General features: G+C 57.3%; 11 protein-coding genes. 6 read left to right on the forward strand and 5 right to left on the reverse strand.

Features of this window, described 5'->3' with window-relative positions; genetic code table 11:
* Positions 1-5: 5 nt before the first annotated feature.
* Genes AB5Y97_RS03155 through AB5Y97_RS03180 form a run of 6 tightly spaced genes read left to right on the forward strand, consistent with a single transcriptional unit; the run spans position 6 to position 6,722 of the window.
* Positions 6-1,931, forward strand: a complete 1,926-nt coding sequence (locus tag AB5Y97_RS03155; RefSeq protein WP_058057307.1) for a methyl-accepting chemotaxis protein — start codon at positions 6-8, stop codon at positions 1,929-1,931.
* Between the two features lie 12 nt (positions 1,932-1,943).
* A complete protein-coding gene (locus tag AB5Y97_RS03160) occupies positions 1,944-2,513 on the forward strand; it encodes a chemotaxis protein CheW (protein ID WP_043822812.1) in 570 nt (189 codons plus the stop codon).
* A 43-nt stretch (positions 2,514-2,556) separates the two neighbouring features.
* Positions 2,557-4,311 (forward strand): methyl-accepting chemotaxis protein, encoded by a 1,755-nt coding sequence (locus tag AB5Y97_RS03165; RefSeq protein ID WP_139461886.1) that lies wholly within the window; start codon positions 2,557-2,559, stop codon positions 4,309-4,311.
* Between the two features lie 57 nt (positions 4,312-4,368).
* Positions 4,369-5,172, forward strand: a complete 804-nt coding sequence (locus AB5Y97_RS03170; RefSeq protein ID WP_040068586.1) for a protein-glutamate O-methyltransferase CheR — start codon at positions 4,369-4,371, stop codon at positions 5,170-5,172.
* A 3-nt stretch (positions 5,173-5,175) separates the two neighbouring features.
* Positions 5,176-5,667 carry a chemoreceptor glutamine deamidase CheD gene (gene cheD / locus AB5Y97_RS03175; RefSeq protein ID WP_005349556.1) on the forward strand — a complete coding sequence of 164 codons (492 nt, stop codon included), beginning with the start codon at positions 5,176-5,178 and terminating at the stop codon, positions 5,665-5,667.
* Positions 5,664-6,722, forward strand: a complete 1,059-nt coding sequence (locus AB5Y97_RS03180) for a chemotaxis response regulator protein-glutamate methylesterase (RefSeq protein WP_005349555.1) — start codon at positions 5,664-5,666, stop codon at positions 6,720-6,722. Before cheD ends, AB5Y97_RS03180 begins: the two co-directional genes overlap by 4 nt.
* Before the next feature lie 98 nt (positions 6,723-6,820).
* On the opposite strand, the gene pnp is transcribed toward AB5Y97_RS03180, so the two are convergent.
* The 5 genes from pnp to infB form a co-directional block, all read right to left on the reverse strand.
* Positions 6,821-8,968 carry a polyribonucleotide nucleotidyltransferase gene (gene pnp / locus AB5Y97_RS03185; protein ID WP_005338796.1) on the reverse strand — a complete coding sequence of 716 codons (2,148 nt, stop codon included), beginning with the start codon at positions 8,966-8,968 and terminating at the stop codon, positions 6,821-6,823.
* 167 nt (positions 8,969-9,135) lie between these two features.
* Positions 9,136-9,405, reverse strand: coding sequence for a 30S ribosomal protein S15 (gene rpsO / locus AB5Y97_RS03190; protein WP_005338797.1), 270 nt, complete (start codon positions 9,403-9,405; stop codon positions 9,136-9,138).
* Positions 9,406-9,549: 144 nt separating this feature from the next.
* Positions 9,550-10,500, reverse strand: coding sequence for a tRNA pseudouridine(55) synthase TruB (truB, locus tag AB5Y97_RS03195; RefSeq protein WP_005338798.1), 951 nt, complete (start codon positions 10,498-10,500; stop codon positions 9,550-9,552).
* A gap of 1 nt (position 10,501) precedes the next feature.
* Positions 10,502-10,939: a 30S ribosome-binding factor RbfA gene (gene rbfA, locus AB5Y97_RS03200; protein WP_005338799.1), complete on the reverse strand. Its 438-nt coding sequence runs from the start codon at positions 10,937-10,939 to the stop codon at positions 10,502-10,504.
* A gap of 55 nt (positions 10,940-10,994) precedes the next feature.
* Positions 10,995-13,688: a translation initiation factor IF-2 gene (gene infB / locus AB5Y97_RS03205; protein WP_005338806.1), complete on the reverse strand. Its 2,694-nt coding sequence runs from the start codon at positions 13,686-13,688 to the stop codon at positions 10,995-10,997.
* Positions 13,689-13,696: the final 8 nt, after the last annotated feature.

Here is a 13,696-nt window from a genome sequence, read left to right on the forward strand (position 1 = left end):
CCATCATGTTAAAAAATTCCACCATCAAATTGCGTCTTATTGTACTGCTCTGCATGCTCTGCCTGCTGCTGCTGGCCGTTGGCAGCCTCGGGTTATACAACATGCAGAGCAGCAATACCGGGTTGCAGCGCGTTTACAACGACAGGGTGGTTCCCCTCAAGCAGCTGAAGACTATCTCCGACAGCTATGCCGTCTCGATCATCGACAACCTCAACAAGGCCAATGCGGGGCTGATCCCGGCAGAAGAGGCTTTGAAGCAGATACAACAGGCCCAGCAGACAATCAAAAACGAGTGGCATCACTACCAGTCCACCACTCTCACACCAGATGAACAGCGTTTGTCAGCCGAGGCGACAACCCTGTTCAACGCGGCCGATACCGATATTGGCAAGCTGGAGAAATACCTCGCCACCCAGCACGGCATGATTACTGGCATGCTGAACACTTTTGACGGTGCCCTCTATGGCTCCATCGACCCGATAGGCAACAAAATCACCGAGCTGGTCAACCTGCAGCTCAATGTGGCCAAGTCGGAATATACCGCAGCGCAATCCTGGTATGACGTGATGCTGATAACCATGGCGGTGGTTATCGCGGTCGGCATTGCACTCGCAGCATGGTTTGGCACCCTGCTGATCAAAAGCATCATCACCCCCATCGAACAGGCTCTGCGCGTGGCCAATAGTCTGGCCGATGGCAATCTGGATGTATCGATCCAGATAGACTCCAACGATGAAGCGGGTCAGCTCTTGATGGCGATGGATAACATGGTCAAGAAACTGGGGGCCTTGATCACGGATATCGAGACCTTGGTCACCGCCGCTGTCGAACAGGGCGACTTCAGCCACAAGATTGCGCTGGATGATCGTCAAGGATATATCAAGCGGGTATCCGAGCTGCTGAATCGCCTCTCCCATGTGACAGATACCAGCCTGGAAGATGTGATGCGCATTGCCACCGCGCTCTCCAAGGGTGACCTGACCCAACGGATCGATGAGCCCTATCCAGGAATTTTTGGCCAGACCAAAGACGGCCTAAACCGGACCATCACTGCGCTGACCAATATCATCGAAGAGGTACGCAACGCCGCCGACAACCTGACCAATGCCTCCAATCAGGTGAGCAATACGGCGCAGGCATTGAGCCAGGCCACCAGCGAGCAAGCAGCCAGCGTTGAAGAGACCAGCGCCTCTATCGAGCAGATGAGCGCCAGCATCAATCAGAACACCGAGAACGCCAAGATCACCGACAGCATGGCCAGCAACTCGGTGCTGGAGGCCACAGAAGGGGGCCAATCCGTTCAACAAACGGTGACCGCCATGCAGCAAATCGCCAAGAAAGTCAGCATCATCGACGACATTGCCTACCAGACCAACCTGCTTGCCCTCAACGCCGCCATTGAGGCGGCTCGCGCCGGAGAGCATGGCAAAGGCTTCGCGGTGGTTGCTGCCGAGGTGAGAAAACTGGCAGAACGCAGCCAGATCGCTGCGCAGGAGATTGGCGAGCTCTCCTCCGACAGCGTCAGCAAGGCAGAGCGGGCTGGCAACCTGCTGGAGAGGATCGTCCCCTCCATTCGCAAGACCTCTGACCTGGTACAAGAGATCAATGCCGCCTCAGGTGAACAGGCCAGCGCAGCCAACCAGATCAGTCTGGCCATGAACCAGCTTAATCAGGTGACACAGCAGAATGCGGCCAGCAGCGAGGAGCTGGCGGCCACGGCCGAAGAGATGAGTTCACAAGCCAGCGAACTGCAGCAAACCATGGCCTTTTTTGCTCTGGAACAAAGTGCACAGCTCAACACCAGGCCCCATGAAACCGGCCACAAGGGCATGCCTCCCAGAGGCAGTTTCATCGCCCCCCCACAACGGGCCAGCCAGCCCAATCAACCATCATCCCATTCCATTGATGACGCGGATTTTGTCCGCTTTTAACCGGAGGCGACCATGCATACATCCACCGACATCACGGTGCCATCAGCGGCCGCTGACGAGAGCAGTGGCGATGCCCAGTACCTGACATTTCTGATCAACAACGAGATGTTCGCCATCAATATTCTGGGGGTCAAAGAGATCATCGAATACGGCAATATCACTCCGGTTCCGATGATGCCGGGTTTTATTCGCGGCGTAATCAACCTCAGAGGAGCGGTAGTGTCGGTCGTAGACTTGAATGCCCGTTTTGGCAATGCTCCTTCGGTCATCACTCGCCGCAGTTGCATCGTCATTATTGAGGGGATGGCCCCGCAGGGCGATGAACCTGTAGGTCAGGATATTGGCGTTGTGGTGGATTCCGTATCGGAAGTACTGGGTATCCCACAAGCAGATATCGAGCCCCCACCCAGTTTTGGTGCCCGCATCCGGGCCGATTTCATCAGTGGCATGGGCAAGGTCAACGGCAAATTCGTCATCCTCATCGATACCGGGAAAGTGTTGTCACTCGATGAGATGGCTCAACTCAACGAACTGGCCCAGCCACAGGCAAGGTTGCCACAAGGCAACCTGCAACCCTCCTGAACAGGCCTCCATACTCCACGACATGCAGCATAAGGAAACGCTCATGACCCAATCACTCTTAGGAAAACTCTTCGGAGACAATGCCACCGAAGTGAGGCAGCGGACCCAGTTACTCGACGCAATCGGCCAGCTGCAACACGCAGTCCTGGCAGAGCAGGTTCCAGCACCACTCGATCTTTCCGGTATGGATAGCCCCTTGCGTGAAGTAGGACATGCCATCAACGAGGTGGTCACCTTACTCAGTGACAAGCTGGAACAGAGCCGCAACGACATTAAAAAGAACCAGGTATTGCTCCATGAGAACCAGCTGGTTCGCAAAGCCCTCGATTGCGCCAGCACCAACGTGATGATTGCCGATACCAACCTCGACATTATCTATATGAACGAGGCTGTGACCGGCATGCTCAATCAGGCTGAGACCGACATCAAGAAAGAGCTCTACAGCTTCAACGCCAATCAGCTGATGGGCGCCAACATCGACAGCTTTCATAAAAATCCCGGCCATCAGCGCGCCATGCTGGCCAAACTCAACAGCACCTACCGCACCCAGATCCAGCTGGGGGGGCGCACCTTCTCCCTGATCGCCAATCCGGTCTTCAACGATACCGGAGAACGGTTGGGGTCCGTGGTCGAATGGGCCGACAGAACCAAGGAGGTAATGATAGAGAAAGAGATGTCCGACATTGTGCAGGCCGTGATCAATGGCGAGCTGCACCGCAGGATGGAACTTGCTGGCAAGAGCGGCTTCTTTCAGGCGATGGGAGAAGGGATCAACCAGATTGCCGAAGTGATCGACAGCACCCTCAACGACGTCATCCGGGTCGTGCAATGTCTGGCAAAAGGTGATCTGACTCAACAGATTGAGGCGGACTACCCCGGCGTGTTTGGCACAACCAAGGATGCGCTCAACAAAACTATCGCTTCGCTCACCAACATCGTCACCGAAGTGCGCGGCGCCTCTGACAACCTTTCAAGTGCCGCCGAGCAGGTAAGCGCGACCGCCCAGTCGATCAGCCAATCCAGCAGTGAACAGGCCTCCAGCATGGAGGAGACCAGCGCCTCCATCGAACAGATGAGCGCCAGCATCAACCAGAATACCGACAATGCCCAGGTCACCGATGGCATGGCCAGCAAGGCAGCCAAAGAGGCCGTAGAGGGAGGGGAAGCGGTCAAACTAACAGTGGATGCAATGAAGCAGATCGCCAGACGGATTGGCATCATCGATGACATCGCCTACCAGACCAATCTGTTGGCACTCAACGCAGCTATCGAAGCTGCGCGGGCAGGCGATCACGGCAAAGGCTTTGCCGTAGTGGCGGCGGAGGTGCGCAAACTGGCCGAACGCAGCCAGGTGGCAGCCCAGGAGATTGGCGAGCTGGCCTCCAGTAGTGTCGAGATGGCGGAAAAAGCAGGTCGTTTGCTGGATCAGATGGTTCCTTCAATCAACAAGACCTCGGATCTGGTGCAGGAGATCAGTGCCGCTTCGGTTGAACAATCCACCGGTGTCAGCCAGATCAATCAGGCCATGAACCAGTTGAGTCAGGTTACCCAGCAGAACGCCTCTTGCAGCGAAGAGCTGGCTGCCACGGCAGAAGAGATGAGCAGCCAGGCTGAACAGCTGCAGCTGGCCATGGAGTTCTTTACCCTGGAGGTCCACGCCAAAGAAGGTAAAGCAGCCACCTCGCATCTTCACCCCAATACCCGAGGTCGCTTCATGAACGAGAGCAATGCCAACAGTCGGGAACGAGCTGCCACAGTCCAACGCCCCACGGGCGATGGCGATTTTGTCCGGTTCTAGTCACGGGAGAGGCGTTGCCTCTCCCATCTCCGACCACACAGGTAGAGGGATAGTTTTTTGTATCAAACCCAGCTGCATGATGATGAGTTCTCCCGTTTCCAGCGCTGGCTTCATCAAACGGCGGGGATAGAGCTGTCTCCTGCCAAGAAGGCGCTGGTGGCCAGCCGCCTGGCGAAACGCCTCTGCCACTATGAGCTGGATAGTTATGACGACTATTTCCAGCTCATCATGAACGATCGCAGCAGCGAACTGCAGCTGGCGCTTGATCTCCTTACCACCAACGAAACCTACTTTTTCAGGGAGCCCAAACACTTCGAGTTTCTGACGCGGGAGATAGTCTCAGCGCTCCCGCCCGAGCAACCATTGCGGGTCTGGAGCGCTGCCAGCTCATCCGGCGAGGAGCCCTACAGTCTGGCCATGACCCTCGCGGAAAAACGCAGTACCTTCAACTGGGAGATCCTGGCCTCCGATATCTCGTCCCGGGTGCTGGAACAGGCGATGAGCGGTCGCTACCCCATCGAGCGGGCGCAAAATATTCCACTGCCCTTTTTGATGAAATATTGCCTCAAGGGTGTGGGCCTGCAGGAGGGCATCTTCATCATCGATCGCAAGTTGCGGGACAAGGTGCAGTTCATGCAGATCAACCTCAATCAGGATCTGCCGGACATCGGCATGTTTGACGTCATCTTCATCAGAAACGTGATGATCTACTTCAACAAGGAGACCAAAGGGCAAGTATTGCAGCGGCTGGTACCCAGACTCAAACCCGGTGGCTACCTGCTGGTGAGCCACGCCGAGAGCCTGCATGGCCTGCACCACGGCCTGCAGCTTGTCTCGCCTTCCATCTATCAGAAGAGATAAGTCATGACTCGGGAGGTGATCCTGCAACCGGGAGAGCTCTTTTTTGGCAAGGAGGATGTGGTGGTCAGAACCGTACTGGGCTCCTGTATTGCCATCACCTTGTGGCATCCGGAGCAGAAACAGGGAGGAATGTGTCACTACATGCTGCCAAGTCGGCGCAATCCCTCTACCAAGCTGGATGGGCGCTATGCCGATGAGGCCCTCGCCTTGCTGCTGCAAGCGGCCAGTCACTATCCCGCCCCTATCCATGAATATGAGGCCAAGTTGTTCGGGGGTGGCAACATGTTTACCGAGCCTCAATACGCACAGAGCGACAACAATGTCGCCGCCAAAAATATTCAGGCAGCCTGGCAGCTGACCCGACACCTTGGCCTTGATATCAAGGCTCATCATCTTGGCCATAGCGGCCACCGAAGCTTGCTCTTTGAGCTCAGCAACGGCAGTGTCTGGCTCCGCCATCATCGTCTGCCACATCAACGGGAGTCGCGAGAATGAAGCAGATCCGGGTCATGCTGGTGGATGATTCCGCCGTGGTCAGACAGGTATTGCAAGCGGTGCTGGAGCAGGAGCCTGATATCCGGGTGATAGCCACAGCATCGGATCCCTTGTTTGCCCAGGAAAAACTGAAGAAAGAGTGGCCTGACGTCATCGTGCTCGATGTGGAGATGCCCCGTATGGATGGCATCACCTTTCTCACCAAGATCATGGCAGAGCATCCAACCCCGGTGGTGATCTGCTCCTCCCTCACCGAAAAGGGGGCCGAGACAACCTTGCAGGCAATGGCTGCCGGCGCGGTGGACATCATCACCAAGCCGACCATGGGGATAAAAAGCTTTCTGCAAGAATCTGCCCACGACCTGGCTATGGCAGTACGTGCTGCGGCTCAGGCCAACCTCAAGCGCGTGGGCAAGCCCTCCTCTGTGCCGGTCAGCACCAAACTCAACGCAGATGCCATGCTGCCGCCCAACCAGCACGCCATGGCACAAACCACCGAGCGGCTCATCGCCATCGGCACCTCGACCGGCGGCACCCAGGCGCTGGAAGCCGTGCTGACTGCCTTGCCCCGGGTCAGCCCCGGCATTGTCATCGTGCAGCACATGCCGGAGAAATTTACCGCCATGTTTGCCGAACGCCTGAACGGGGTCTGCCAGATAGAAGTGCGGGAGGCGAGAAACAATGACCGGGTGATCCCGGGGCTGGCGCTGATTGCCCCCGGAGGCAAGCATATGCTGCTCAAGCGCAGCGGTGCCTACTATCACGTCGAGGTGGTCGACGGGCCGCTTATCAACCGCCATCGCCCCTCGGTAGATGTGCTGTTTCGCTCCGTCGCCAAATATGCCGGCAAGAATGCCACCGGCATCATCATGACCGGCATGGGGGATGATGGTGCCCGGGGATTGCGCGAGATGCTGGATGCGGGTGCCAACACCTATGCCCAGGATGAGGCCTCCTGCGTGGTCTTCGGCATGCCCAAAGAGGCGATCAAGCTGGGAGCAGCCCGCCATGTGCTCCCTTTGCAAGAGATGCAGTACGCCATCCTCGGCAAGTAATCCCTTATTGCTCGTTTTGACCATAAAAAAGTCCGGCTCCCATTGGGGAGCCGGACTTTTTACATCAACCGGAACCAATCCGGTATCAGGCGAGCAGATTACTCTGCAGCAGGCGCTTCTTCAGCGGCCGGAGCGGCGTCAGCAGCAGGTGCAGCTGCTTCGGTCGGGGCGTTCGCTTCCTTGATGGAGAGACGCACGCGGCCCTGACGGTCCACTTCCAGTACCTTCACCTTGACCACGTCACCGATGGTCAGGTGGTCAGCCACGTTCTGCACGCGAGCGTCGGTGATCTGGGAGATGTGTACCAGACCATCTTTGCCCGGCAGAATGTTGACGAATGCACCGAAATCGGCCAGACGAACAACTTTACCTTCATAGATGCGGTTCACTTCGATCTCGGCGGTGATGGCCTCGATGCGACGGATCGCTTCCATGGCTGCTTCGTTGGCCACGGCGGAGATACGTACAGTGCCGTCATCATCCAGCTCGATGTTGGTGCCGGTCTCTTCGGTCAGCGCACGGATCACGGAACCACCCTTACCGATCACGTCCTTGATCTTCTCAGGATTGATCTTGATGGTGTGGATACGCGGTGCAAAATCGGAGATCTGGGCACGGGGAGCCTGGATAGCTTCATCCATCACTTTCAGGATGTGCAGACGAGCGCCACGAGCTTGCTTCAGAGCAATCTCCATGATCTCTTTGGTGATGCCTTCGATCTTGATGTCCATCTGCAGCGCGGTCACACCTTCGGTGGTACCGGCTACCTTGAAGTCCATGTCGCCCAAGTGATCTTCGTCACCCAAGATGTCGGACAGCACGACGAAACCTTCTTCTTCCTTCACCAGACCCATGGCGATACCGGCAACGGAGGCCTTGATCGGCACACCGGCATCCATCAGCGCCAGAGAGGAACCACAGACAGACGCCATGGAGGAGGAGCCGTTGGATTCGGTGATTTCAGAGACCACGCGCACCACGTACGGGAACTCGGCGGCGCTCGGCATCACGGCAGCAACGCCGCGCTTGGCCAGACGGCCGTGACCAATTTCACGACGCTTCGGGCTACCCATCATGCCGGTCTCACCGACACAGTATGGCGGGAAGTTGTAGTGCAGCATGAAGCGATCGGCACGGTTGCCGGTCAGCTCGTCGATGTTCTGGGCGTCACGCTCGGTACCCAGAGTGGCCACCACGATGGCCTGCGTTTCACCACGGGTGAACAGGGCAGAACCGTGGGCACGGGGCAGAATACCGGTACCTACGCTCAGGGCGCGGATCATTTCCGGATCGCGACCATCGATACGCGGCTCACCACGTACTACGCGACCACGAACGATGCGGCTTTCCAGGCTGTGGAACTCTTCGCCGATCTTCTTGGCATCTTCTTCCACGCCGGAAGCGATAACTTGCTCAACCACACGACCCTTGATGGCCGCGATGGTTTCGTAACGAACTGCCTTCTCGGTGATGCGGTAGGCTTCACCCAGTTCGGCGCTCGCCAGCTCGGCAACCTTGGCTTTCAGAGCTTCGTTGACGGCAGGCGGAGTCCAGTCCCACGGCTTGGTGCCGACGGCAGCGGCAAACTCGTTGATCGCATTGATCACGGTCTGCATCTGCTCGTGACCGTATACCACGGCGCCCAGCATTACCTCTTCGGAGAGGATGGCCGCTTCGGACTCAACCATCAGCACGGCATTGGCAGTACCGGCAACCACCAGATCCAGATCGCTCTGCGGCAGTTCGGTAGTGGTCGGGTTCAGCACATACTGACCGTTCATGTAACCCACGCGAGCAGCACCGATCGGGCCGCCAAACGGGATACCGGAGATGGCCAGTGCGGCAGAGGCACCGATCATGGCAACGATGTCGGGGGATACGGCCGGATTCACGGACATTACGGTCGCAACGACCTGAACCTCATTGAGGAAGCCTTCCGGGAATAGCGGACGAATAGGACGGTCGATCAGACGGGAGATGAGGGTCTCGCCTTCGCTCGGACGGCCTTCACGACGGAAGAAACCACCCGGGATACGACCAGCAGCATAGGTACGCTCCTGGTAGTTGACGGTCAGCGGGAAGAAATCACGGCCGTGATCGGCCTCTTTCTTGCCGACTACGGTCACAAATACGCAGGTATCGTCCATGCTGACCATAACGGCCGCAGTGGCTTGACGGGCCATCACACCGGTTTCCAGAGTGACGGTGTGTTGACCGTACTGGAATGACTTTACAATAGGATTCACGTGAATTTCCTTTTTACAATTTGGCTCTTTAAATTCGCGCACAAGTATACTTGATTCGATGCAAAAGGTAAGCGGCGACGCAAATTCTGTGAGGCAGGCAACGGCTTGAAGAGCAATAAAAAAGGGGAACCTGACGGTTCCCCTTTTTCGCGAAATCTGAAGGTCGATTAACGACGCAGACCCAGCTTGGCGATCAGAGCAGCATAACGCTCGGAATCTTTACGCTTCAGGTAGTCCAGCAGCTTACGACGCTGGGAAACCATGCGCAGCAGACCGCGACGACCGTGGTGGTCCTTTGAGTGCTCTTTGAAGTGACCTTGCAGATGGTTGATCTGGGCAGTCAGCAGGGCAACTTGCACTTCGGGGGAACCGGTGTCGTTGGCGCAACGAGCGTTGTCAGCAACGATTTGAGCTTTGATCTCAGCATTTAGAGACATGGTAATACTCCAGTAGAGTGTTTAAAGGTTCACAGCCAATCTCTAATTCAGCCGTGAAATGAGGGCGGTATCATAATCGTCCCCGCCCCTTTTCGCAACGATAAAGAGGCGAAACGGGAAAGACGCGCTGATACCGCCTGAGGATCACTCCTCGTCGTGATAACGCACCAGTCGCTTGGGAGCGACGCGGCCATCATCATCAATCTCGCCAACCCCGATGAACTCGCGCTCCGGACCGACAGTCATGCGAACCTGACCGCTTTGCGGCGCACCCGCTACCTGCACGGCCTGGCCCTGATTCACATAGGCAGCCACAACCGCCAGCATGTTCACCTCGGGCAAGCTTGCCACGGCGGTGTCCATCGGCAGCAACAAAGGATCCAGCTGCTCGCGCGGCGGGATGCTCTCGGCCTTGGCCTGCTCGAAGATGCACTCGAGTTGCTCCAGCGTCAGCATCCGCTCGTACGGATAGCTGGCCACCTGGGTACGACGCAACTGGGTCACGTGGGCGCCACAACCCAGCACTTCACCCAGATCATCCACCAGAGAGCGGATGTAGGTGCCTTTGCTGCAGTGCACTTCAAGGCGCACTTCATCACCTTCGAAGCTCAGTAGTTTGAGCTCGAATACGGTGATGGGACGGGCTTCACGCTCAATCTCGATGCCTTCGCGGGCATATTCGTAGAGCGGACGGCCGTTGTGCTTGAGCGCAGAGTACATGGAGGGCACCTGCATGATGGGGCCGCGGAACTGGTCCAGCGCCTCGATCAGGGTACCGACAGCCACGTTCACCGGACGGGTGGATACCACCTCACCATCAGAGTCGCTGGTGTTGGTGCGCTCGCCCAGTTTGGCGGTCACCTCATAGCGTTTGTCCGCTTCCAGCAGATACTGGGAGAACTTGGTGGCCTCGCCGAGGCAGATCGGCAGCATGCCGGTCGCCAGCGGATCCAGTGCGCCGGTGTGACCGGCCTTGGCGGCGTTGTAGATGCGCTTGACCTTCTGCAACACATCATTGGAGGTCAGGCCGGTCGGCTTGTCCAGCAACAGAATGCCGTGCACATCACGGCCCTTGAAACGACGTCTTCGGGTCATCTCAGGCTTTATCCTCAGTCGTGTCATCCGGTGCGGATTCAGCTTCTTCGTCACGGCCGGATTCGGCCATGCGACGCTTGTCTTCACGCACAGTGTTGGTCACCAGGTTGGAGAGACGCATCCCCTCGACCAGGGTCTGGTCGTAGTAGAAACGCAGCTCGGGCACCACGCGCAGACGCATGGCACTGCCCAGCAGACTACGGATATATCCGGCTGCTTCGGTCAGACCCTGCAAGCCTTCCTTGATGCGCTCGGCATCATTTTCCAGTTGCAAGAAGGTGACGTAAATCTTGGCATAGTTGAGGTCACGGGACACTTCCACATCGGAAACGGTCACCATGCCGATGCGCGGGTCTTTCACCTCGCGCTGCAGGATCAGCGCAATTTCACGCTGGATCTGCTGTCCGACCCGACGGGTCCGGCTGAATTCTCTGGCCATATTCTATCCTGCGATAAAAGGGGGCCGCGGCCCCCTATTTTGTCTAACTCTCGGCTTACAAAGTCCGTTGGATTTCAACAGTCTCGTAAACTTCGATCTGGTCGCCTTCGCGCACGTCGTTGTAGTTCTTGACCGCGATACCACACTCGTAGCCGTTGCGAACTTCGTTGACGTCATCCTTGAAGCGGCGCAGGGATTCCAGCTCACCTTCATAGATAACCACGTTGTCACGCAGAACGCGGATACGGTTGGAACGCTTGACCACACCTTCGGTAACCATACAGCCGGCAACGGCGCCGAACTTCGGCGACTTGAAGACGCTACGCACTTCAGCCAGACCGATGATTTCCTGACGATACTCAGGGGCCAGCTTGCCGCTCATAGCCTGCTTCACTTCGTCGATCAGGTCATAGATAACGGAGTAGTAACGCAGATCCAGGCTCTCGGATTCGATGACCTTGCGCGCAGATGCGTCGGCACGGACGTTGAAACCAACCAGAATGGCGCTGGAAGCAGCAGCCAGGGTCGCGTCGGTTTCGGTGATACCACCTACGCCGGAACCCACGATCTTCACCTTCACTTCGTCGGTGGAGAGTTTGACCAGCGCATCGCAGATCGCTTCCACAGAACCTTGTACGTCGGCCTTGATCACCACGTTCACTTCGGACACTTCGCCCTCGGTCATGTTGGCGAACATGTTTTCCAGCTTGGCCTTCTGCTGGCGAGCCAGCTTGACTTCGCGGAACTTGCCCTGACGATAGAGCGCCACTTCACGGGCTTTCTTCTCGTCACGGACAACGGTGGCTTCGTCACCGGCAGAGGGAACGCCGGACAGACCCAGAATTTCCACCGGCAGGGACGGACCCGCTTCCTTGATCTCGCGACCCAGTTCGTCACGCATGGCACGAACACGGCCGTACTCGAGACCACACAGAACGATGTCGCCCTGACGCAGAGTACCTTCTTGTACCAGTACGGTAGCAACCGGACCACGACCTTTATCCAGGAAGGATTCGATCACGACGCCGTTGGCCATGCCGTCAACCACCGCTTTCAGCTCCAGTACTTCAGCCTGGATCAGGATGGCTTCCAGCAGGTCGTCGATGCCTTCGCCAGACTTGGCGGATACGTGCACGAACTGGCAGTCTCCACCCCAATCTTCGGACATGACGTTGTAACGGGCCAGTTCGGTCTTGACGCGATCCGGATCCGCTTCAGGCTTGTCGATCTTGTTGACCGCAACAACCAGCGGTACACCGGCAGCCTTGGCGTGCTGGATAGCTTCGATGGTTTGCGGCATCACGCCGTCGTCAGCTGCAACAACCAGAACAACGATATCGGTCGCCTTGGCACCACGAGCACGCATGGAGGTAAACGCCGCGTGACCCGGAGTATCCAGGAAGGTGATCATGCCACTGTCAGTCTGGACGTGGTAAGCACCGATATGCTGGGTAATACCACCGGCTTCGCCAGCAGCAACCTTGGCTTTACGAATGTAGTCGAGCAGCGAGGTCTTACCGTGGTCAACGTGACCCATGATGGTAACGACCGGTGCGCGCGGCTTGGCTTCGGAGGTCTCGTCACGATCGGACAGTACCGCCTCTTCCAGCTCGTTCTCACGACGCAGCACAACCTTGTGACCCATCTCCTCGGCGACCAGCTGAGCGGTCTCCTGGTCGATCACCTGGTTGATGGTGGCCATGGCACCCATCTTCATCATCACCTTGATGACTTCAACGCCCTTGACGGCCATCTTGTTGGCCAGCTCGGCCACAGTGATGGTCTCGCCGATGACGACGTCGCGGTTCACCACGGCAGCCGGCTTGTTGAAGCCGTGCTTCATGGCGTTCGGCATGGCGACCTTGCCGCGCTTGCCTTTACGGGCACGCGGGTTGCGAGAGTCACGATCATCTTCACGACGACCGGCTTTCTTCGGTGCCTTGGCTGCTGCGGCTGTGCGGCGGCTGGTCTCTTCTTTCCGATCCAACTCGTCTTCTGCGGCTTGCGCATGCTTGTTGGTGGTCAGATGGTAGTCGCTGCTCTCTTTGGCGCGAGCGGCCTCTTCTTCAGCCCAGCGGGCTGCGTTCTGTTCCGCCATGAGACGAGCCTCTTCGGCTTTCTTCGCGGCGAGTTCTTCAGCTTTTTTCAAAGCTGTCTGTTCCTGTTGGCGCTTCAGTTCTTCTGCTTCGCGCTTGGCCATCTTTTCTGCCTCTTGCTGAGCTGTGCTACTGGCTGCTTTGGCGGGCTGTGAAGCCTGTCGAGCCTTTGATTGTGCCTCGATCCGCGCCTTTTCCTCAGCTTCACGACGAGCTTGCTCAGCCTCACGGCGAGCCTTCTCTTCAGCTTCGAGGCGAGCCTTCTCTTCGGCCTCGCGACGAGCTTTTTCTTCTGCTTCCAAACGCGCTGTTTCCTCGGCTTCCGCCTGACGCTGTTCATCTTCCAGCGCCGAGCGTCTTACATAGGTGCGAGACTTGCGCACTTCTACCTGCACTTCCTTGTTCTTGCCGCCAGTACCCTGAACACTGATGGTGCTCTTGGTCTTGCGCTGCAAGGTCATGCGGGCAGGAGCGGCGACCTCGTCACCTCCATGCTGTTTCTTCAGGTGTGCCAGCAGAGCCTGTTTCTCAGACTCGCTGACCATGTCGTCGGCCTTGCTCTTGCTGATACCGGCATCGACAAACTGCTGGAGAAGACGATCAACCGGTGTGTCGATGTCAGTGGCAAGTTGTTTGACTGATACTTCTGCCATTCATTTTC

The organism is Aeromonas sp. R10-2 (assembly GCF_040908445.1).
In the GTDB taxonomy this organism is placed as follows: domain Bacteria; phylum Pseudomonadota; class Gammaproteobacteria; order Enterobacterales; family Aeromonadaceae; genus Aeromonas; species Aeromonas veronii.